Genomic DNA, 20,229 nt, shown 5'->3' on the forward strand with positions numbered 1-20,229 from the left:
GACGCTGTTGTGCATGATAGGCAGACTGGCCTGGCGGCCGGGCCGGACACCTCTGCGCCTCTGCGCGCAAAAATCTTCGTGACTTCGCGGCTTCGCGTGAATCCGGTTCGGCGACCGTCCTGGCGTGGCCTTCGACTTCGCTCAGGCTGAACGGCGGGAGGGAATGGGTCTGGATACAAAAGACCGTTCAGCCTGAGCGCAGTCGAAGGCCACACCCCACCCCGCCAAGCCCCCACGGCACCGAAGCCCCGGTCTTGGTGTTGTCTCACGACCGCTCTATGGAGACGGGCCAGAAAGGGAAACGCGCTTGATCCTGTCCATGCTCGCGGCCGCCGGCGGCCATATCCGGTTCGAGGATCTGGGGTTGCACCCGGACATCTTCTCGATCGGCTTCTTCACGCTGCGCTGGTACAGCCTGGCCTATATCGCCGGTATCCTGTTCGGATGGTGGTATCTGGGCCGGATGCTCGACCGGCCGGGCGCGCCGATGTCGAGGACCCATGCCGACGATCTGGTCTTCTATGCCACGCTGGGGATCATCCTGGGCGGACGGATCGGCTATGTGATCTTCTACGCGCCCGAGATGTTCCTGCACCCGGTGCGGATCCTGCGCCTGTGGGACGGGGGGATGAGCTTTCATGGCGGCGCGGTCGGCACCGGGATCGGCGTCATCCTGTTTGCGCGCAAGCACAAGCTCAACTGGCTGCGCATCCTCGACTATCTCGTCTGCGCCGCGCCGGTCGGGCTGTTCCTGGGCCGCCTGGCCAATTTCGTGAACGGCGAGCTGTGGGGCAAGCCGTCGGACGTGCCCTGGGCGATCGTCTTTCCGCGCACCGTCCCCTTCGGCCTGCCCGACCCGGCGCGCCACCCCAGCCAGCTGTACGAAGCGGGGCTGGAGGGGCTGGTCCTGTTCGCGGTGATGAGCTTCGCCTTCTGGCGGACCAAGGCGCGCTACGATCCCGGCAAGCTGTCCGGCCTGTTCCTGCTCGGCTATGGCATCGCCCGCTTCATCGTCGAGTTCTTCCGCGAACCCGACCAGCAGCTGCGCGCCTTTGCGCAGATGACCGGGCTGCACATGGGCCAGTGGCTGTGCGTGCCGATGATCCTGGGCGGGCTGTACCTGATGAACAGCGCCAAGGCCCGCCGCGTCCGGGTCGAGCCGATCGCGGGCACCGACAGCGTCGCCTGACGCTCTTGCGGGCGGGCGTGCCGGGGGGCAGAGCGGGGGCATGACGAACCCGCTGATCCCCCCCGCCGATCACAAGCCCGAGCCCGAGGACGCGCTGCCCGAACGGCTCGCCCGCGCGATCGCGCTCGCCGGACCGATCCCGGTGGCGCAGTTCATGGCCGCCGCCAATGCGCATTATTACGGCACCCGCGATCCGCTGGGCGCGGGCGGCGACTTCACCACCAGCCCCGAGATCAGCCAGATGTTCGGCGAGTTGGTCGGCCTGTGGTGCGCCGACCTGTGGGACCGCGCGGGGCGGCCCGAGATACATTGGGTCGAACTGGGTCCGGGGCGCGGCACGCTGGCGGCGGATGCGCGGCGGGCAATGGCGAAAGCGGGGCTGACCCCGACCATCCATTTCGTCGAGACCAGCGCGACGCTCCGCACCGCGCAGCGCGAGCGGGTCGCGGACGCCCAGTGGCACGACACCGTCGAGACGCTGCCCACCGACCGGCCGCTGATCGTCGTCGCCAACGAATTCTTCGACGCGCTGCCCATCCGCCAGCTCGTCCGGCGCGGGGATGGCTGGCATGAGCGGCTGGTCGCCGCGCAGGACCTGTTGTTCCTGCCGATCGCCGGACCGCCGGTGCCCCCGGAGATCATCCCCGAACCGCTGCGCGCGGCCGAGGCCGGGTCGGTGATCGAGGTGTCCCCCGCCAGCGTCGCGGTGATGCGCGGCCTGTCCGCCCGGATCGCCGCGCAAGGGGGCGCCGCGCTGATCGTCGATTACGGCTATGAAGGCCCCGCCATCGCCGACACGCTCCAGGCGGTGCGCGGCCATGCCTATGCCAATCCCTTCGACCGGCCGGGCGAACAGGATCTGAGCGCGCATGTCGACTTCACGACGCTGGCCGCTGCCGCGCAGGGCGCCGGCCTCGCCGCCTTCGGACCGGTGACGCAGCGCGACCTGCTCGGCGCGCTGGGAATCGACCAGCGCACCGCCGCGCTGGCCCGCGCGCATCCCGACCGCGCCGAGGCGCTGCTCGCCGATCGCAACCGGCTGATGCAGGACATGGGCACGCTGTTCCGCGCGCTGGCGGTGACGCGGCCCGACTGGCCGGTTCCTGCGGGCTATGGCGAATGATCGCCTATCGCGACGCAGGCCCGGACGACGCCGCCCCCCTCGCCGCCATGGCGCGGGCGGCGTTTACCGAGACGTTCGGCCATCTCTATCCGCCCGCCGACCTGAACGCCTTTCTGGACGAGGCCTTCGGCCCGGACGGCCTGCCGTCGCAGATCGGCGATCCGGCCTTTTCGATACGCCTGGCGTTGCAGGGGGATGCGGTGATCGGCTTTGCCAAGATCGGCCCCGTCGCCTTTCCCGGCGACTGGCCGGACGATGCGGTCGAGCTGTACCAGCTCTATGTCCTGTCGAGCCATCTGGGCGCGGGTGTCGGCCCCGCGCTGATGCAATGGGCGATCGACGCGGCCCGGCTTCGCGGCGCGCGCGACCTGATGTTGTCGGTCTATGTCGACAACCACCGCGCCAAGGCCTTTTACGCGCGCCACGGCTTTGTCGATGTCGGGCGCTATGACTTTGCGGTCGGCGACACGATCGACGAGGACCGGATCATGAGGCTGTCGCTATGACCATCGAAACGCTTCGCACCCCGTTATTGGGGGATGTGCCGCACGGCTTTCTCGGGCGGCGCGGCGGCGTGTCGGCGGGGATTCATGGCGGGCTGAATGTCGGGCTCGGCTCGCAGGACGATGCCGATGCGGTGGCCGAGAATCGTCGCCGCGCGCGTGACGCGGTGCTGCCCGGCGCGCGGCTCGTCACCTGCTACCAGATCCATTCGGCCGAGGCGGTGACGGTGCTGACCCCGCCCGAGGACGATGTCCGCCCGCATGGCGATGCGCTGGTGACCGACCGGCCGGGGCTGCTGCTCGGCATCCTGACCGCCGATTGCGCGCCCGTGCTGTTCGCCGATGCCGAAGCGGGGGTGATCGGCGCCGCGCATGCGGGCTGGAAGGGCGCGTTCGGCGGGATCACCGACGCCACGCTGCTGGCGATGGAGGCGCTGGGCGCGCGGCGCGAGCGGATCGCCGCCGCGATCGGCCCGTGCATCGCCCGCGCCAGCTATGAGGTCGATGCCGCCTTCCTCCGGCGCTTCGTCGAACAGGCGCCCGAGAATGAGCGCTTCTTCGCCGATGGTCGCCGCATCGACCATTACCAGTTCGATCTGGAGGCCTATGTCGCGCACCGCCTCGCCGCCGCCGGGGTCTCGCGCGTCGCCGCGCTGGGCGAGGACACCTATGCGCAGGGCGACCGATTCTTCAGCTTCCGCCGTGCCACCCACCGCGCCGAGCCATCCTATGGCCGCCAGATTTCGCTGATCGGCCTGGCCTGAGCCTCGCCAAAGCCGTTTGCCGCGCTATCCTGCCCGTATCGCCGCCGACAGAGCGGCCCCCTCGTTCGCAAGGAAACCGACATGCCGACCGAATCCGATCTGACCGGCGTCCCGCCCCAGACTCAGACCCCGGCCACGGCCGAGCGCAGGAGCGATGCGACCAGCATCGGCGACCGCAAGCTGAGCCCCGCGACGCTGATGATGGGCCATGGCTTCGACCCGACCCTGTCCGAAGGATCGCTCAAGCCGCCGATCTTCCTGACTTCCACCTTCGTCTTCCCCAATGCGGCCGCGGGCAAGCGCCATTTCGAGGGCGTGACCGGCAAGCGGCCGGGCGGCGCGGACGGCCTGGTCTATTCGCGCTTCAACGGACCCAATCAGGAGATATTGGAGGATCGCCTCGCCATCTGGGACGAGGCGGAGGACGCGCTGACCTTTTCCAGCGGCATGGCGGCGATCGCCACGCTGTTCCTGTCGATGATCCAGCCGGGTGACGTGATCGTCCATTCGGGGCCGCTCTATGCCGCAACTGAGACGCTGATCGGCCGCATCCTGGGCCGGTTCGGGGTGAAGTGGCTCGACTTCCCCGCCGGTGCGACGCGCGAGGAGATCGACGCGGTCATGGCCCGTGCGGCGGAGATCGGCCGGGTCGCGCTGATCTATCTGGAAAGCCCCGCCAACCCGACCAACGCGCTGGTCGATATCGAGGCGGTGGCGGCGGCGCGCGACGCGGCCTTTGCCGATTCGGCGGAAAAGCCCCCGATCGCGATCGACAACACCTTTCTCGGGCCGCTGTGGCAGCGGCCGCTGCGCCACGGGGCCGACCTGGTCGTCTATTCGCTGACCAAATATGCGGGCGGCCATTCGGACCTGGTCGCGGGCGGCGTGCTGGGGTCCAAGGCGCACATCGCCACCATCCGGTCGATGCGCAACACCATCGGCACCATCTGCGACCCCAACACCGCCTGGATGCTGCTCCGCTCGCTCGAGACGCTGGAGTTGCGGATGAGCCGCGCGGGCGAGAATGCCGCCAAGGTCTGCGCCTATCTGCGCGATCATCCCAAGGTCGAGCGTGTCGGCTATCTCGGCTTTCTCGACAGCACGCCCGGCCTGGAGCGGCAGGCCGATATCTATCGCCGTCACTGCACCGGGGGCGGTTCGACCTTCTCGCTCTATCTCAAGGGCGGCGAGGCGGAGGCGTTCCGCTTCCTCGACAGCCTGCGCATCGCCAAGCTGGCGGTCAGCCTGGGCGGGACCGAGACGCTGGCGAGCCACCCGGCCGCGATGACGCATCTGTCGGTCCCCGACGAGCGCAAGGCGGCGCTGGGCATCACCGACAATCTGGTGCGCATCTCGATCGGGGTCGAGGATGCGGGCGACCTGATCGCCGATTGCGAACAGGCGCTGGCCGCGATCTGACCGGACGAAGGGGGGAGCGCCGCCTCCCCCCTCACGCCGCGGCGAGCGCGGTATAGAGCCGCGCGGTCAGCCGCCCCAGCGTCGCACGGAACAGCGTGGGATCGGCCAGTGCGCGCGACAGGGTGATCGCCCCCTGGATGCCGCTGACCACATCCTGCGCCAGGGTCAGCGCGCGGTCATCCTCCACCCCGCCCCGCGCCAGTGCATCGGCCAGCACCGCGATCCAGCGCTGGAAATAGCCCGCGATCGCGACGCCAAAGGGTTCGCGCGTCGCCCCCAGACCCCAGGCGCCGATCAGGCACGCCTGTTGCCCGGAGCGGTAATAACGGTCGATCGCGACCATCATCGCATCGATACCGCCGCGCGGGTCCTCCGCCTGGGCAAGCGGCGCGAAGACCTGGCGTTCGAACCAGTCGCCGATCTCGGCCAGCACCGCCTCCGCCATCTCCTGCTTGCCGCCGGGGAAGAAGTGATAAAGGCTGCCCCGCCCCAGCCCGGTCGCCGCACCGATCAGCGACAGGCTGGCCCCGGCATAGCCATGTTCGCGAAACACCTCGGCCAGACCCGGCAGCGCGTCGGCCCGCTCCGCGATCAGCCGCGCCACCTTTACAGCCCCAGATCGCTCAGCGAGGGATGGTCGGCCGGACGGGTGCCGAGCGGCCAGCGGAACAACCGCTCGGCCTCGGCGACCGGCAGGTCGTTGATCGACGCGATCCGCCGCCGCATCCGCCCGTCCTCGGCAAAGTCCCAATTCTCATTGCCATAGGAACGGAACCACTGGCCGTGATCGTCATGCCATTCATAGGCGAAGCGAACCGCGATCCGGCTCCCCTCCTGCGCCCAGAGTTCCTTGATCAGCCGATAGTCGCGCTCGCGCGCCCATTTGCGGCGCAGGAAGGCGACGATCTCGGTCTGGCCGGTGATGAACTCGGTGCGATTCCGCCAATGGCAGTCGGGGGTATAGGCCTGCGCCACGCGCTCGGGGTCGCGGCTGTTCCAAGCGTCTTCGGCGGCGCGCACCTTTTGCGCGGCGCTTTCGGCGGAGAAGGGCGGCAAGGGCGGGCGCATGGTGAGAAACCTCCTGACCACATATTCATGTCTGTATCGATCAGTACAGAATGGGAATGCGTCGTGCAACGCGATACGGCCGCCGGTCAGTGTATCTGGGGATCGTCGCGCAAGGCCAGGGCGATGAACGCGCCCATATCGTCGGCGACGAAGGCATCGGGCGGATCGCCACGAATCAGCGCGATCCGGCCGTAATCTGGCCCTTCCACGCAGCAGATCGCCCAGGCCCAGCACCAGATCATATAGTCCGCAAAGACCAAGTAACGGTGCGCGTCGGACTCGACGGCATCGCCCCATCCGGGTGTCCATTTGGCGCATTCTTCCGCCAGTGACTTTATGTCACCGACCGCCCACCAGCTGATCGTCACTTGGTCCATGAATTGCCGGCGCGGCGCCGCGATCGAGAGATAGGCGCGAAATTCGGGTGGCAGACGGATGCCATATCGCGACTCCAGCGCCGCGATGTCGTCCTTGTCATGGGCGGGCGTATAGAATTTGGATTCTGCCAGCGCCCAGTAATCGGCCAGAGCCGCATAGCGTTGCTCCGCCGGTGCGTCGCCCAGTAGCGGCGGGGTCACACACGGGTATGATGCCGGTCGCCCGAAGAACGGAAGCCTCTTGAGCCAGGCGATCACCTCAACGCCTCCATTCCACCATGGCCATGGTCACGCTTCAGGCAAATGCCGGGCCAGCCGCGTTTGCAACAGGTCGATCAAGGCCGGATCCATGAAGGCATAGTTGTCGGGGATGTCCAGACAGATCAGCCGTTTGCCGTTCAACGCCCGGCGGAACCGCTGCTGAACCTTGGTTCGGTGGACCTTCTCCATGACCACGATGACGTCCGCCCAGATCACTAGCTCGGCCGTCAGCGGATTTTCGGCGTCGTTGTTCGTCCCGGCGGACGAGACCTCCAGGTCACGACGTGACGCGAAAACTTGCTCCGCCGTCGGGCTGCGCAGCCGGTTCTGGCTACACACGAACAGGACATGGGTGATTGCGGGTCGGCGGGGCATGGCGCCCAAGCCTATCCGTTTCGCGATGCTGCTGGGAAGCCTCGATCGGCGGACTTTCGCCCGACCGCGATAGGGGGCGGGCGCTGGACGTAGGGGATGCCGGTGCGAGTTCAACGGGCAATCGGAGCGGCCGCATGGCCTCTCCGGCCGCGCGGCTGAGCGCGTTCGGCCAACCCGTTATCGCGGCTGCCATCACCAGGCCGGAAATCGCCACCAGTGGCGCGGCGCGGGCCGTCCGTAAAACGAAAAGGCCCGGCGTCGCATCGCTGCAACGCCGGGCCCTGTCGCCCGAAAAGGGATGGCTTATTCAGCCGAGGGGATCAGCCCTCGTTCTGCAGGTTCACCGCCGCATACTTGCCGCGACGATCGACTTCGATCTCGAACTGCAGACGGTCGCCCTCGTTCAGCGAACCCATGCCGGCGCGCTCGACGGCCGAAATGTGAACGAACGCGTCGGGCTGGCCGTCGTCGCGCTGAATGAAGCCGAAGCCCTTCATCGCGTTGAAGAACTTGACCGTGCCAGTCGCCTTCTCGCCGGTCAGCTGGCGCTGCGGGGCGCCGCCGAAACCACCGGCCGCACCGCCGCGGGGACCGCGGTCACGGTCGCCGCCGAAGCCGCCTTCACGCGGTTCGCGGGGCGCGCGATCCTGGACCGGAAGCGGCTCGCCTTCGATCTTCAGCTCGGTGGCCGAGATGCGGCCGCCGCGATCGACGAGCGTGAAGCCGAGCGGCTGGCCTTCCGCCAGGCCGGTCAGGCCGGCCTGTTCGACCGCCGAAATGTGGACGAACACGTCTTCGCCGCCGTCATCACGCACGACAAAGCCGAAGCCCTTCTGCGCGTTGAAGAACTTGACGACGCCCGTGCCCTCGCCAACGACCTGGGGGGGCATGCCGCCGCCACGACCGCCGCCGAAGCCGCCACCGCCGCCGCCACGGAAACCGCCGCCGCCGCCGCCGAAGCGATCACCGCCGCCGAAGCCGCCACGATCGCCACCACCGCCGAAGCGGTCGCCGCCACCGAAGCCGCCGCCGAAGCCGCCACCGCCGAAGCGATCACCGCCGCCGAAGCCGCCACCAAAGCCGCCTTCATCGCCGCCGCCGAAATTGTCCCGCTTGTCGCGACCACGCGTGCCGCGATTGCCTCGGCTACCTCTATCGAAACCCATAAGCCCTGTTCGTCTTCCCGGTTCGCCCGCAAATGCTATCTTCAAGAACCGTGCGCCGGACGAAGAGCGCGGGTCTTTTGGCGCCAAACCTTTTGCGCCTAGTTGCTATCCATAACGCAGAAGCTCTCCCATCGCGAACGAAATCGTGCACGCGCCCCTCTGTTCATCGCGAACGAGGCAGATTGCGTCGGAATTGTGGCCAAAACTCCACAATTCCTGTGGGAAAAAGCGGGGGCATCAGCCCGCCGATTCGGCCGATCGCGGTTGAGGCTTTCCCCCGCCCCCGCTAGGGCAGGACATATGACCGTTCATCTGCATGAAGAAGACATCCCCGCCGACCTGTTCGCCGCCGGTGCCGCGATCGCGGTGGATACCGAGACGATGGGCCTGATCACCCCGCGCGACCGGCTGTGCGTCGTCCAGCTGTCGGATGGCGGCCCGGACGAGCATCTGGTGCGCTTCGGCCCGGACAGCGACTATGCCGCGCCCAATCTGCGCGCGCTGCTGGCCGATCCGGCGCGGCTGAAGCTCTATCATTTCGGGCGATTCGATATCGCCGCGATCCGCCATTATCTGGGCGTGGTCGCCGCGCCCGTCTATTGCACCAAGATCGCCTCGCGGCTGATCCGCACCTATACCGACCGCCACGGCCTGAAGGAGCTGGTCCGCGAGCTGCTGGGCGTCGAGCTGTCCAAGGCGCAGCAATCGTCCGACTGGGGCGCGCCCGAGCTGTCCGATGCGCAGCGCGAATATGCCGCCTCGGACGTGCGCTATCTGCACCGGATGAAGGTCGAGCTGGACAAGCGGCTGGTGCGCGAGGGGCGTATGGAACTGGCCCAGGCCTGTTTCGACTTCCTGCCCGCCCGCGCCGAGCTGGACCTGGCGGGCTGGCCCGAGGTCGATATCTTCGCCCACGCCTGATCCGATTCACACGGAGGAAGCCGCCGCCATGTCCGAGATCGCCGATCGCGTCCGCACCCAGCGCCAGCGCTGGGCCGCGCCGGGCAGCCGCCACGACCGGTTCGTGACGGCGGCGCGCTGGATCCTGCCCAGCGCGATCGGTGTGCTGACCGCGTTCCTGGTGATGGCGCCGATCTATTCCTCCAGCGAGGTGTCCTTCGTCCTCGACAAGAAGAAGGTCGAGGTCGCGCGCGAACGGATGAAGATCCAGGCCGCGCAATATCGCGGCGTCGACGACAAGGGGCAGCCCTTCTCGCTCGACGCGGGCTCGGCGATCCAGCGCAGCTCGGCCGAGCCGGTGGTGGAGTTGAACCGACTGGCCGCCGCGATCCAGCTGTCGGACGGCCCCGCCACGGTGCGCGCCAATTCCGGGCTGTACGACATGCGCACCGAGCAGGTGAAGCTGGACGGCCCGCTCAACGTCCAGTCGCAGGGCGGCTACAACCTCCAGACGCAGAACGCGACGATCGACCTGCAACAGCGCACGCTGGTATCGGGGGGCGCGGTGACGGGCCGCATGCCGCAGGGCCATTTCAGCGCCGACAAGCTGCGCGCCAATCTGGAGGATCGCACCGTCCGGCTGGAAGGCAACGCCCGCTTGCGCATCGTGCCGTAAAGCACGAAATAGCCGACCATGAACAAGTTCATCGCCGCGACGGCTCCTGCCCTCATCGTCCTTGCCGTGTCCGCGGCGGCGCAGGTCCGGCACAACAGCCGCGCGCCGATCGATTTCGGTGCCGATGTCATCGAGTTGCAGGACAAGCAGAATCGCGGCGTCCTGTCGGGCAATGTCTCACTGCGCCAGGCGGAGATGACGCTGACCGCCGCGCGGATGACGATCACCTATACGGGCCAGGTGATCGGCGGGAAGCCGCAGGTGTCGCGCTTCGACGCGTCGGGCAATGTCGTGGTCAAGCGCCCCAACCAGACCGCGCGCGCCAATTACGGCATCTATGACCTGAACCGCCGGGTCATCACCATGCTGGGCAACGTCACCCTGACCCAGGACGGCAACACGGTGAATGGCGGGCGGCTGACCATCAATCTCGATACCGGGCGCGCGGTGATCGACGGATCGTCGGTGGCGGGCGGCGCATCGGGCGGCAATGGCGGCACCGTGTCGCGCGCGCCGTCGGGCCGGGTCACGGGCACCTTCTCGGTCCCCGATCGCAACTGACGCGTGACGCCGGGCGCCCGCCCGCGCTACCGTGGTTGCCAATGAAGGGAAAAGACTGGCCGATGGATATGGAAACCCCGATTCGCGAGGCGCAGGAGCACAGGCCCCCTGTGGCCGAGCCGCCCGTGGCGAACGGCCTGCAGGTCGTGTCCATCGCCAAAAGCTATGACAAGCGCACCGTCCTGACCGACGTCTCGGTCTCGGTCGGGCGGGGCGAGGTGATCGGGCTGCTCGGCCCGAACGGCGCGGGCAAGACGACCTGCTTCTATTCGGTCATGGGGCTGGTGAAGCCCGATTCGGGCCGCATCATGCTGGACGGCGAGGATATCACCGGGCTGCCCATGTATCGCCGCGCGATCCTGGGCCTGGGCTATCTGCCGCAGGAAACCTCGATCTTTCGCGGACTGTCGATCGAGAAGAACATCCTGACCGTGCTCGAACTGGCCGAGCCCGATCCGGCCGAGCGCGCGCGCAAGCTCGACAAGCTGCTGGAGGAATTCGGGCTGACGCGCCTGCGCGCCGCGCCCGCCATGGCGCTGTCGGGCGGCGAGCGGCGCCGCGCCGAGATCGCCCGCGCGCTGGCCGCCGATCCGTCGATCATGCTGCTCGACGAACCGTTTGCGGGCATCGACCCCATCTCGATCGCCGATATCCGCGATCTGGTGAAGGACCTGAAGCGGCGCGACATCGGCGTGCTGATCACCGACCATAATGTCCGCGAGACGCTGGACATCGTCGACCGCGCCTACATCATCTATGACGGCCGCGTGCTGTTCACCGGATCGCCCGAAGAGCTGGTGGCCGATGCCAATGTCCGCCGCCTCTATCTGGGCGAGGGCTTCTCGCTCTGACCGCATGAGGACCGCGCCCCGCTCCGCCCCGTTCCGCTTCATCGCCTTTGCCGGGCGATGGGCACGGGGCGTCGGACCGGGGGCGTCCGCATGAGCCTGGCCCCGCGCCTCGACATCCGCCAGTCCCAGTCGCTGGTGATGACGCCGCAGCTGCAACAGGCGATCAAGCTGCTGGCGCTGTCCAATCTGGAGATCGAGGCGTTCATCGCCGAGGAGGTGGAGAAGAACCCCCTGCTCGACGCGACCACGATCCGCGACGTGGCCACCCCCGAGCGTCCCGAGCGCGAGGCGCCCGCCGGTGCCGACGAACTGGTCGCGGGCACCGCGCCCGCCGAGGATCGCGGGCTCGACCTGGATTACGCGACCGAGAGCCACCAGCAGGACAGCGTCGCCGATGGCGGCACCGGCCCCGATGGCGGGCTGTCGCTGAACGGCGCGGGCACGGGCGGGGGCCTGGGCGGCGAGGACGGACCCGACTGGGATTCGCTGGCCAATGATGCGCCGGGCCTCGCCGAGCATCTGGGCGCGCAGATCGCGATGATCCTGTCGGGCGCCGACCTGACGATCGCGACCCATATCATCGACCTGCTGGACGAGGCGGGCTATCTGACCGCACCGCTGGCCGAGATCGCCGAACGACTGGGCGTCCCGCTGGCGCGTGTCGAATCGATCCTGTCGGTCGTGCAGGGGCTGGAGCCGACGGGGGTGGGCGCACGCGACCTGGCCGAATGCCTGGCGCTCCAGGCGCGCGAGTCCGACCGCTACGATCCCTGCATGGCGCGGCTGATCGCCAATCTCGACCTGCTGGCGCGCGGCGACCTGGTCCGGCTCAAGCGGATCTGCGGGGTCGATGACGAGGACATGGCCGACATGATCCGCGAGCTGCGCGGCTATGATCCCAAGCCCGGCTGTCGCTATGGCGGCGAACCCGCACAGGCGGTGGTGCCCGACCTGTTCGTCACGCGGACCAAGGCCGGCTGGGGCATCGAACTGAACACCGCCACCCTGCCCCGCGTGCTGGTCAATCGCCGCTATTATCAGGAACTGCGCCACGGACCGCAGGACAAGGGGTCGAAGGCCTGGCTGGCCGATTGCCTGGCCAGCGCCAACTGGCTGATGAAGGCGCTCGACCAGCGGCAGCGGACGATCATCCGCGTCGCGACCGAGATCGTGAAGCAGCAGGAGGCGTTCTTCCTGAACGGCGTCGCGCATCTGAAACCCCTGACGCTGGCGCGCGTGGCCGAGGCGATCGGGATGCATGAATCGACCGTCAGCCGGGTGACGAGCAACAAATATCTCAGCTGCGCGCGCGGGCTGTTCGAGCTGAAATACTTCTTCACAAGTGGGATCGCGACGGCGGATGGCGGCGATGCGGTGTCGGCGGAGGCGGTGAAGAGCGCGATCCGGACTCTGATCGCGGGCGAAGGCGCCAAGATCCTGTCCGACGACACGCTGGTCGAACTGCTCCAGGCCAAGGGCTTCGACATCGCCCGACGCACCGTCGCCAAATATCGCGAATCGATGGGGATCGGCAGCTCGGTCCAGCGACGGCGCGCGCGCGCGCTCAACGGCTGACCACCCCGCCACCTTGTACGCGGACCAAGGTGTATTATATTGAAAATACACCAGGGCAGGAGTGCGCCGTCGATGGGCAAGAAGAAGCACAAGAAGAAGCAGAAAAAGGCGGCACGCGCCGAGCAGGCCGGGCCCGCCACGGCGTCGCCGCTGCACCGGGTCGGGCAGGTCCTGCTGGATCAGGCGCGCAGCCCGATGGGACGCCAGCTGATCGCCACGGGCCTGGTGGTCGCCGCCGCCGCGCTGGCGCGCGATACCCAACGCCCGAGCGCCGAGGAACCCTCCGGACCGCCGCCGCAGGACGGCCTGCCGCGCGATCCCGCTCCGTCGGTCCCCGGCGTTTCGGAAGCGGCGGCCTTTGCGGGCATGGCGCTGTCCGCGCTCGACCAGTTCATTCGCCGCAAGACGCCCGAGGACAAGGCATAGACGCGGTCGCGTCGCCCCTCACCTTCAGGCCGGGGTCGACCGCATGGGACGCCCGGCCCATCCCCGGCCCATCATTGCGATGCGATACGCGCGCCGACCTGATCGCTTGTCGGCGCTGACGCCGCCGGTGGTCATCGAATCAGGTTGGACGGGGGGAGCGACCCGGGTCGCTCGACCCCCGGCACCGACGCGCGATGCCGGTCTTTCCGGCGGCTTCCACTCCTGCTTATCTTGTCATTGAAGCGCGGCGATGCGGCAACCTAGGCGCATGCCCGCCGAATGCATAGCAAAAAAAAGGCTGGTCCGAGGACCAGCCGTGAAAGTTTTTAGGAGAGGATGCCTGAAAGGCCCGCTCTCTTTGGCCGATCGACACGATTAGCACAACTGCAAGCTAAACAATTTTTGTTGCATTTTTTGCAATCGTGGAACCGAAGGGGCGTGGAAACAGCTGGGTAATTGCTTGCAAAACCACGCTGATGACGGGGCCGCCATCCAATTCTTGATCTGGATTTAAACCTGCTTCACCAAGCATTGTTCGGGTTGCCGACCCTATCGCCGTGCATCTGCGCCCATCAGCCGCAGCAACGCCGTCCCAAATAGAGATATTGGCGCCCCACCAAGTCAAACGAATAGAGAAACGGATATATTTGACCCATTTCCGCTCCGGACGGTTGACGCGGCGAGATTGACGGTTAGGTCAAACCATAAATAAAAAAGGAGCGTATCATGGCCGACGACCCTATCGATGTGAATGCCGTAGAACTGGCGACCGAACTGACCATCGCGTGGCTGGGTAATCCCAACACCCGCACTTCGTCCGAAGAGGTTCCGGCCTTTCTGCACAAGATGCACGAAACCGTATCTTCGCTTCTGGGCAGCGCGCCGCAGGCCGCCGATGTCGAAGCGCCGACCGAATATGTTCCGGCGGTTTCGGTCCGCAAGTCGCTTGCGTCGAAGGACCACATCGTCTCGATGATCGACGGCAAGCCCTACAAGACGCTGCGCCGTCATCTGGCGACCCATGGCCTGACCCCTGAGGAATATCGTGAGCGCTACGGCCTGAAGCCCGACTATCCGATGGTCGCCGAGAGCTATTCGGAAAGCCGTCGCGCGATGGCCAAGAAGATCGGCCTGGGCCGCAAGCCCGGTCCGCGCAACGCGGGCGCCGCGCCTGCCGCGCGCAAGCCGCGCAAGGCCGAGGCCGCCGACGCCGAATAAGCGACGGCGCGATCGACCGATCGCATGAAGGCCCGTCCGACCGTCCTGCTCGTCTCCCGGAGCAGGATGGTTGGGCGGGCCTTTTGCTTGGATGGGGTTGTCATCCCTTCCCTCTCCCCTGGACAGGGGCGAGGGAAGAATACCCATTACGGACTGTCGATCCCCCAAAGACGCCCGGACGAAACGGACCGAGCGCTTACTGGCCGAAGGAGCCCTTGCGGTAGAGCAGGGTGATCGCCACGCGGCGGTTGCGCGGGTCGGAGGGGTTGTTGGCGATCATCGGTTCGCGATCGGCGACGCCCTCGATCCGCTCGAATCGCGACTCCGGGAGCCCGCCCGATGCCAGCCGGCGGCGGGTCGCCTCGGCGCGGCTGGACGACAGCAGCCAGTTGTTCATCGCGCGCGGATCGCCGTAAGGCACGCCGTCGGTATGGCCACGGATCATGATGGTGTTGGGCACGTCGGCGACCGTCTTGGCGATGGTGCCGATCAGCTCGGACGCCTCCGGGGTCAGCGTGGTCGTCCCCATCGCGAACATCGAATAATTGGCATTGTCGACCAGGTCGATCCGCAAGCCGTCATCGGTCGGGATGAAACGCACCTGCTGCGCCAGCTTCTTGAGCTGGGGCGTGACCTCCATCTTCTTCAGAAGCTCGCGCTTGACCGCGTCGAAGGTCTGCTGGTCGCGCGCCATGCTGTCGGGATTACGCAGCGAGCCCTTGTTGCCGGTGCCCGCCTTGTTGCCGCCCTGGCCGTTGATCTTCATGACCATGGTCTGGGTGATGGCCGCGCTGCTTTCCTTGTGCATCTGGCCCAGCCCCGCGCCGCCGTTCAGGACGCCGCCGCCGATGCCCACCGACTTGGTGTCGAGCAGGGTCGGCGCGAAATAGTCGGCGATGCCCTTGCGCTGCTTCTCGGTGGTGGCGCCCAGCAGCCAGAGCAGCAGGAAGAACGCCATCATCGCCGTCACGAAGTCGGCATAGGCGACCTTCCACGCGCCGCCATGATGCCCGCCATGACCATCGGCGATGATCTTCTTGACGATGACGATCTTGGGCGGCTCGTTCTTGCCGTGCGGTGCGCGGGCCATGGCTTATTTGCCCCGCAGGCCGTCGAACACCTCGGCGAAGCCGGGCTGGTCCTTGTGCGCGATGCCGGAGCGCGCGGCCTCGATGACCAGCGGCTGCGGATGGCCGTGGAGCGAGGCGATGATGATCTGCTTGACCACGTGATAGATGGCCGCGTCGGCGTCGATCACCTGCTTCAGCCGCCCCGCGAACGGGTTCACGATGCCGTATGCCAGAAGCACGCCCATGAAGGTGCCGACCAGCGCCGAGCCGATCATCCCGCCCAGCACGCTCGGCGGCTTGTCGATCGAACCCATGGTCTTCACGATGCCGAGCACGGCGGCGACGATGCCGAGCGCGGGCAGCGAGTCGGCCAGGCTCTGAAGCGTGCCCTGCGGCCCCTCGACCTCGTGGTGGTGGGTCTTGATCGCATTGTCCATCACCTCCTCGACCGCATGCACGTCGAGCGTGCCCGACGAGACGACGACCAGCCGCAGCGTGTCGGCGATCAGGTTGACGAGGGTATGGTCGGCGACGAGGCGCGGATATTCGGCGAAGACCGACGAAGACTTCGGGTCCTCGACATGCGGTTCCAGCGCGATCGGGCCTTCGGTGCGCAGCATCTTCATCAGCTTCGAGACGAGGAAGATGACGTCGAGATAGTCCTGCTTCTTGTATTTCGGGCCCTTGAAGATCTTGCCCATCGCGCCGCCCAGCGCCTTCAGCTCCTTGCCGGAATTGCCGATGACGAGCGCGCCGACGGCCGCGCCGCCGATGATGAGCATCTCGTGCGGGATCGCCTCGAACACGGGGCCCAGCTTGCCGCCGGTGATGGCGAAGCCGCCGAACACCATGCCGAGCAGGATGACGAGGCCGATGGCAGGAAACATGGTGAACCGATTCTCCCGAAGACCGGCGCTGTGCCTGTCAGACCACCCGCCTACGCCTGTTAGGTCAAAATAGGGTTACCGGGCGCGGGCCCGGACAGCATCACTTGAGGTAATCGAACAGCGACAGGTTCGACAGCTTGGTGAAGCTGGCCTGGGTCGCCTGCAACACGGTCATCGTCTGCTGCAACTGGGTGATGGTCGTGACGGCATCGGCGTCCTCGACGCTGGAGCGGAGCGCCGTGCGGTCGGTGGCGGCCTTTTGCTGCAACCCCTGCTGCAATTCGACACGCGCCGCGCGCGCGCCGACCGAGGCCTGCACGCTCGCGATATTGTCGTTCGCGGCACTCAACTTGTTCATCGCGTCCTTGATGGACGCGCTGACGTCACCAGATCCTGACTGAAGTGCGGTAACCAGGTTGTTAAGCACGTTGAGCGTGTCGTCGCTGCCCGCCTTGAACACCCGGTCCGCGCCGACCGACACGTCGATCGACTGGCCGTCGGCGATCGGGATGTCGGAGACACTGGCCCCCGAATAGACATAGGTGCCGTTGACCTGCTTGACGGCATCGGTCCCCGCCGCCGCGCCGAACAGCGGCAGGCCACGCGCATCCTTGGAATTGGCAAGCCCGACCAGGGCGTCGCGAATCGAGGCGATCTGGTCGCCCACGCTCGACCGGTTGGCGGCCGACAGCGTGCCGTTGGCGGCCTGGGTCGCCAGTTCCAGCGCCTTCTGCACCTGCTTGCCGATCTGGCCCAGCGTGGTGTCCGCCTGTTGCAGCAGCGATCCCGCCACCGTCAGATTGGTCTTGTAGACCGCGTCATTGGCGTCGCGCCGGTTGAATTCCGCGATCTGGGCCGATGCGGCGGCGTCGTCGGACGGGGTCTGCAGCTTCTTGCCGGTCGAAATCTCGACCTGCAGCGCATTCGCCTTGCCCGTCAGCTCCGACATCCGGCGCGACGCCGTTTCATAGAAGACGTTGGTGGAAATCTGCATGGCCGTTACCGGAGCTCGAGAATGGACTGGAAGGTGTCGCGCGCGGCCTGGATGACGCGGCTCGACGCGGAATAGGCCTGCTGGAACCGCATCAGCGTCACCGCCTCCGAGTCCAGCGTCACGCCCGAGGCCGCCGACAGCGTCGCCTTGGCGCCGTCGCTGATCGCGGTCTGCGCCTCGGCGACGGTCTGGCGCTGCTTGAGCGTGGTGGCGTTGCCGGTGACGATCTGGGTCAGCCGGGTTTCGAAATTGCCGGTGCTCGTGTTGCTGCGCGCCTGTTCGAGCAGGGTCAGATTGTCGGCGTTGCGCGATCCCGCGCCATTGCTGGCCGCCGCGATGCCGGAGCCGCTGGTCAGCAACAGGCTCATATTGGCGGTGCCGTCGGTCAGGGCGAACATCTTCGCGCCCTGCTGACCGTTCACGTCCTGGCCGCCCGCCTGCAAGGTGTTGACGGTGTTGACGAAATCCTTCGCGACCTGGTTGAAGGCGCCGCGCGTGGCGTTGATCCGCTCCGCCCCGTCGAGCATCCCCGCCATCGACCCGCCGGTGGGGATGAAGTCGTGAAGCTCGCCCTGCACCGCCACCTTGAAGGACACGCTGCCGTCGGTTCCGCGCTGATAGGTCACCGAACCCGTCACATCGGGTGCGGCCAGCACCGGCCCGGCGCGATCGCCCAGCCGCACCGTCGCGCGCCCCAGAGAGTCGGTGGTGCTGGTGATGTCGGCCAGCGCACTCATCTTGGTCAGGATCTGGTCGCGCTGGTCGGTCAGCTGCGCCGCCGCCGCCGTTCCCGCCTGGGTCCGGCCCAGCCCGTCATTGACGCGCACCAGCGAGACGGCGAGCGAGGACAGGTCCTGCGCCGCCTGCCGCGCCTGGCCGTCGAAATCGGACTGGACCTGGTCGAAGGCCGCATTGGTCGCGCTGAAGGCGCTGGCGGTCGACCGCGCCGCCTCCAGCATGGTCGCGCGCAACGCGTTCGAGCTCGGGTCCGACGCCAGGGTGCGCGCGGCGGTGAAGAAGGAGGTCAGGCGGGTCTGCACCTGATCGCCGGTCAGCGTGCTCTCGATCCGGCTCAGCCAGGTCGCCCCCGTCTGGGTCCGCGACAGGTCGGAGGTGGCCGAGCGCACCGCGGCGGTGGCATAGACGTCGGTCGAACGCGCGATGCCCAGCACCACCACGCCCGAGCCCGCCGACACCTTGTTCGCCGACAGCCCCGCCGCCGGCGAGACCTCCTGCGTCGTGACCGTCCGGCGCGAATAGCCGTCCGTCGCGACATTGGCGATATTCTCACCAACGGCGGTCAGCGCGGTTTGATATGCGCGGACGCCCGAAGCGCCGATAGAGAGCAGATCGCTCATGCGACTCGTGCTACATTATTTCTGGTTAACGGCAGGTTGAGATTTGGCGAGGAAGGCGGTGACCGCCTTGCCAATGCCCAGCGGCGCCTGGACCGCCATCGTCTGCGCGACCTGCTGATCCTGCATGTCGCGGAACGTGTCCAGCGCCTTGGATTCGAACATCGTGTCGCCCAGCTTGGTCTGGCGCATCGCCTTGAGCATCATGCCGGTGAAGATCGCCTCGAACTGGGTACCCGCCTTGTCCAGATTGGCGCCGTTGGACAGCCGCCGGGTGTCGGTCGACACGCTTCCCGAAATCGCCGAAGCGGCGGCGCCGGAGGAGATGGGGGTCGGCGAAATCGCCGAGCTGGGTGCGATGCTCTGGGTCACAGGACGATCAACTCCGCTTTCAGCGCGCCGGCTTCCTTCAGCGCTTCGAGGATGGCGACCAGATCGGACGGGGCCGCGCCGATCGCGTTCACCGCCTTGACGATGTCGGCGAGCTTGGGACCGGGGGCCAGGACGAACATCGGGCGACGCTCCTCCTCGACCGAGACGCCCGATTTCTGGGTGATCGCGGTCTGGCCGCCGCTCAAGGGGCCGGGCTGGCTGACGCGCTGCTGCTCGTCGATCTTCACGGTCAGCTTGCCGTGGGTCACCGCCGCCGGGCCGACCCGGACCGCCGAGTTGATGACGACGGTGCCGGTACGCGCGTTGACGATCACCTTGGCGGGCGGCTCGGCGGAGGCGACGTCGAGATTCTCGATCTCGGACATCAGCGTGGCGCGGACATCGGCGCCCATCGGCGCGCGGACCGCGACCGACACGGCGTCCATCGCCTGCGCGATGCCCATGCCCAGCCGCGCATTGATCGCCTGCGCGACATTCTGCGCGGTGGTGAAGTCGGCGCGGGCGAGGTTGAAGGTCAGCATCGGCGCGGTGTCGAAGCCGGTCGCGACCGCACGCTCGACCGTCGCACCCTCGGGGATGCGGCCGGTGGAGGGGACGTTGACGACGATCTTCGAACCGTCCGCACCCTCGGCACCCAGGCCGCCGACCGCGAGATTTCCCTGCGCCATCGCATAGATCTGGCCATCGGCGCCCTGGAGCGGGGTGAGGATCAGCGCGCCGCCGCGCAGCGACTTGGCCTTGCCCATCGAGGACACGGTGATGTCCAGCTTCTGCCCCGGCTTGGCGAAGGGCGGCAGCTCGGCGGTGACCATCACGACGGCGGCGTTCTTCATCCCCGGATTGGCGCCCGGCGGCAGTTGCAGGCCGAAGCGCGAAACCACCGCCTTCAGCGACTGGACGGTATATTCCAGATTGTCGTCGCCCGTGCCCGGCAGGCCGACGACGACGCCGTATCCCGTCAGCTGGTTGGTGCGGATGCCCTGGAAACCGCCCAGGTCCTTGATCCGGTCGGCCGAGGCCGGGGCCGCGATCAGGAGCGTGGCGAGGAGCGTGAGGAGGAAGCGGATCATGTCTCTAT

23 protein-coding genes are annotated in these 20,229 nt (G+C 67.3%); 12 read left to right on the plus strand and 11 right to left on the minus strand.

The features are described 5' to 3' along the window. Nucleotides 1-307: 307 nt before the first annotated feature. The 5 genes from lgt to QE360_RS04970 all read left to right on the plus strand — a co-directional run bounded on the left by lgt (nt 308) and on the right by QE360_RS04970 (nt 4,998). On the plus strand, nt 308-1,189 hold the full coding sequence (gene lgt / locus QE360_RS04950) for a prolipoprotein diacylglyceryl transferase (protein WP_405052565.1): 882 nt from the start codon (nt 308-310) through the stop codon (nt 1,187-1,189). A gap of 40 nt (nt 1,190-1,229) precedes the next feature. After that, a complete protein-coding gene (locus tag QE360_RS04955) occupies nt 1,230-2,312 on the plus strand; it encodes an SAM-dependent methyltransferase (protein ID WP_309699756.1) in 1,083 nt (360 codons plus the stop codon). Further along, on the plus strand, nt 2,309-2,818 hold the full coding sequence (locus QE360_RS04960) for a GNAT family N-acetyltransferase (protein ID WP_309699758.1): 510 nt from the start codon (nt 2,309-2,311) through the stop codon (nt 2,816-2,818). Before QE360_RS04955 ends, QE360_RS04960 begins: the two co-directional genes overlap by 4 nt. Continuing rightward, nucleotides 2,815-3,579, plus strand: coding sequence for a peptidoglycan editing factor PgeF (pgeF, locus tag QE360_RS04965; RefSeq protein WP_309699760.1), 765 nt, complete (start codon nt 2,815-2,817; stop codon nt 3,577-3,579). The genes QE360_RS04960 and pgeF overlap by 4 nt, the downstream gene beginning before the upstream one ends. Nucleotides 3,580-3,660: 81 nt before the next feature. Next, nucleotides 3,661-4,998, plus strand: a complete 1,338-nt coding sequence (locus tag QE360_RS04970) for a cystathionine gamma-synthase family protein (RefSeq protein WP_309699762.1) — start codon at nt 3,661-3,663, stop codon at nt 4,996-4,998. Nucleotides 4,999-5,029: 31 nt separating this feature from the next. On the opposite strand, the gene QE360_RS04975 is transcribed toward QE360_RS04970, so the two are convergent. The 5 genes from QE360_RS04975 to QE360_RS04995 all read right to left on the minus strand — a co-directional run bounded on the left by QE360_RS04975 (nt 5,030) and on the right by QE360_RS04995 (nt 8,245). Beyond that, nucleotides 5,030-5,602, minus strand: a complete 573-nt coding sequence (locus tag QE360_RS04975) for a TetR/AcrR family transcriptional regulator (protein ID WP_309699764.1) — start codon at nt 5,600-5,602, stop codon at nt 5,030-5,032. A gap of 2 nt (nt 5,603-5,604) precedes the next feature. Continuing rightward, nucleotides 5,605-6,066 (minus strand): nuclear transport factor 2 family protein, encoded by a 462-nt coding sequence (locus QE360_RS04980; RefSeq protein ID WP_309699766.1) that lies wholly within the window; start codon nt 6,064-6,066, stop codon nt 5,605-5,607. An 86-nt stretch (nt 6,067-6,152) separates the two neighbouring features. Further along, entirely contained in the window at nt 6,153-6,644 is a 492-nt protein-coding gene (locus QE360_RS04985) for an SMI1/KNR4 family protein (protein ID WP_309699768.1), read from the minus strand. Nucleotides 6,645-6,731: 87 nt separating this feature from the next. Continuing rightward, the gene (locus tag QE360_RS04990) at nt 6,732-7,079 is read right to left on the minus strand and encodes a low molecular weight protein tyrosine phosphatase family protein (RefSeq protein ID WP_309698067.1); all 348 of its coding nucleotides are present in this window, start codon (nt 7,077-7,079) and stop codon (nt 6,732-6,734) included. A gap of 320 nt (nt 7,080-7,399) precedes the next feature. Further along, the gene (locus QE360_RS04995; protein WP_307102178.1) at nt 7,400-8,245 is read right to left on the minus strand and encodes a cold-shock protein; all 846 of its coding nucleotides are present in this window, start codon (nt 8,243-8,245) and stop codon (nt 7,400-7,402) included. 300 nt (nt 8,246-8,545) lie between these two features. On the opposite strand from QE360_RS04995, the gene QE360_RS05000 reads away from it, so the two are divergent. The 7 genes from QE360_RS05000 to QE360_RS05030 all read left to right on the plus strand — a co-directional run bounded on the left by QE360_RS05000 (nt 8,546) and on the right by QE360_RS05030 (nt 14,452). Then, complete coding sequence (locus tag QE360_RS05000) at nt 8,546-9,166, plus strand: ribonuclease D (protein ID WP_307102176.1); 621 nt, start codon at nt 8,546-8,548, stop codon at nt 9,164-9,166. Nucleotides 9,167-9,194: 28 nt separating this feature from the next. Further along, nucleotides 9,195-9,821 carry an LPS export ABC transporter periplasmic protein LptC gene (gene lptC / locus QE360_RS05005; RefSeq protein WP_309699770.1) on the plus strand — a complete coding sequence of 209 codons (627 nt, stop codon included), beginning with the start codon at nt 9,195-9,197 and terminating at the stop codon, nt 9,819-9,821. Between the two features lie 18 nt (nt 9,822-9,839). Beyond that, a complete protein-coding gene (locus tag QE360_RS05010) occupies nt 9,840-10,382 on the plus strand; it encodes an LptA/OstA family protein (protein ID WP_307102172.1) in 543 nt (180 codons plus the stop codon). Nucleotides 10,383-10,444: 62 nt separating this feature from the next. Continuing rightward, nucleotides 10,445-11,233, plus strand: coding sequence for an LPS export ABC transporter ATP-binding protein (lptB, locus tag QE360_RS05015; RefSeq protein ID WP_307102170.1), 789 nt, complete (start codon nt 10,445-10,447; stop codon nt 11,231-11,233). A gap of 90 nt (nt 11,234-11,323) precedes the next feature. After that, complete coding sequence (rpoN, locus tag QE360_RS05020; protein WP_309699772.1) at nt 11,324-12,808, plus strand: RNA polymerase factor sigma-54; 1,485 nt, start codon at nt 11,324-11,326, stop codon at nt 12,806-12,808. A 72-nt stretch (nt 12,809-12,880) separates the two neighbouring features. Then, complete coding sequence (locus QE360_RS05025) at nt 12,881-13,234, plus strand: hypothetical protein (RefSeq protein ID WP_309699774.1); 354 nt, start codon at nt 12,881-12,883, stop codon at nt 13,232-13,234. A 726-nt stretch (nt 13,235-13,960) separates the two neighbouring features. Continuing rightward, on the plus strand, nt 13,961-14,452 hold the full coding sequence (locus QE360_RS05030) for a MucR family transcriptional regulator (RefSeq protein ID WP_307102164.1): 492 nt from the start codon (nt 13,961-13,963) through the stop codon (nt 14,450-14,452). 196 nt (nt 14,453-14,648) lie between these two features. On the opposite strand, the gene QE360_RS05035 is transcribed toward QE360_RS05030, so the two are convergent. The 6 genes from QE360_RS05035 to QE360_RS05060 form a co-directional block, all read right to left on the minus strand. Continuing rightward, nucleotides 14,649-15,542 (minus strand): flagellar motor protein MotB, encoded by an 894-nt coding sequence (locus tag QE360_RS05035; protein WP_309699776.1) that lies wholly within the window; start codon nt 15,540-15,542, stop codon nt 14,649-14,651. A gap of 3 nt (nt 15,543-15,545) precedes the next feature. Beyond that, nucleotides 15,546-16,409 carry a flagellar motor stator protein MotA gene (motA, locus tag QE360_RS05040; protein ID WP_219018840.1) on the minus strand — a complete coding sequence of 288 codons (864 nt, stop codon included), beginning with the start codon at nt 16,407-16,409 and terminating at the stop codon, nt 15,546-15,548. Between the two features lie 100 nt (nt 16,410-16,509). Beyond that, nucleotides 16,510-17,403 carry a flagellar hook-associated protein FlgL gene (gene flgL / locus QE360_RS05045; RefSeq protein ID WP_307102157.1) on the minus strand — a complete coding sequence of 298 codons (894 nt, stop codon included), beginning with the start codon at nt 17,401-17,403 and terminating at the stop codon, nt 16,510-16,512. A gap of 5 nt (nt 17,404-17,408) precedes the next feature. Beyond that, the gene (gene flgK / locus QE360_RS05050; RefSeq protein WP_309699778.1) at nt 17,409-18,761 is read right to left on the minus strand and encodes a flagellar hook-associated protein FlgK; all 1,353 of its coding nucleotides are present in this window, start codon (nt 18,759-18,761) and stop codon (nt 17,409-17,411) included. A 15-nt stretch (nt 18,762-18,776) separates the two neighbouring features. Then, entirely contained in the window at nt 18,777-19,130 is a 354-nt protein-coding gene (locus QE360_RS05055) for a rod-binding protein (RefSeq protein WP_309699780.1), read from the minus strand. Further along, entirely contained in the window at nt 19,127-20,221 is a 1,095-nt protein-coding gene (locus QE360_RS05060) for a flagellar basal body P-ring protein FlgI (protein ID WP_307102152.1), read from the minus strand. Before QE360_RS05060 ends, QE360_RS05055 begins: the two co-directional genes overlap by 4 nt. Nucleotides 20,222-20,229 lie beyond the last annotated feature (8 nt).

This window comes from Sphingomonas sp. SORGH_AS_0789, assembly GCF_031453055.1.
Taxonomy (GTDB): Bacteria; Pseudomonadota; Alphaproteobacteria; order Sphingomonadales; family Sphingomonadaceae; genus Sphingomonas.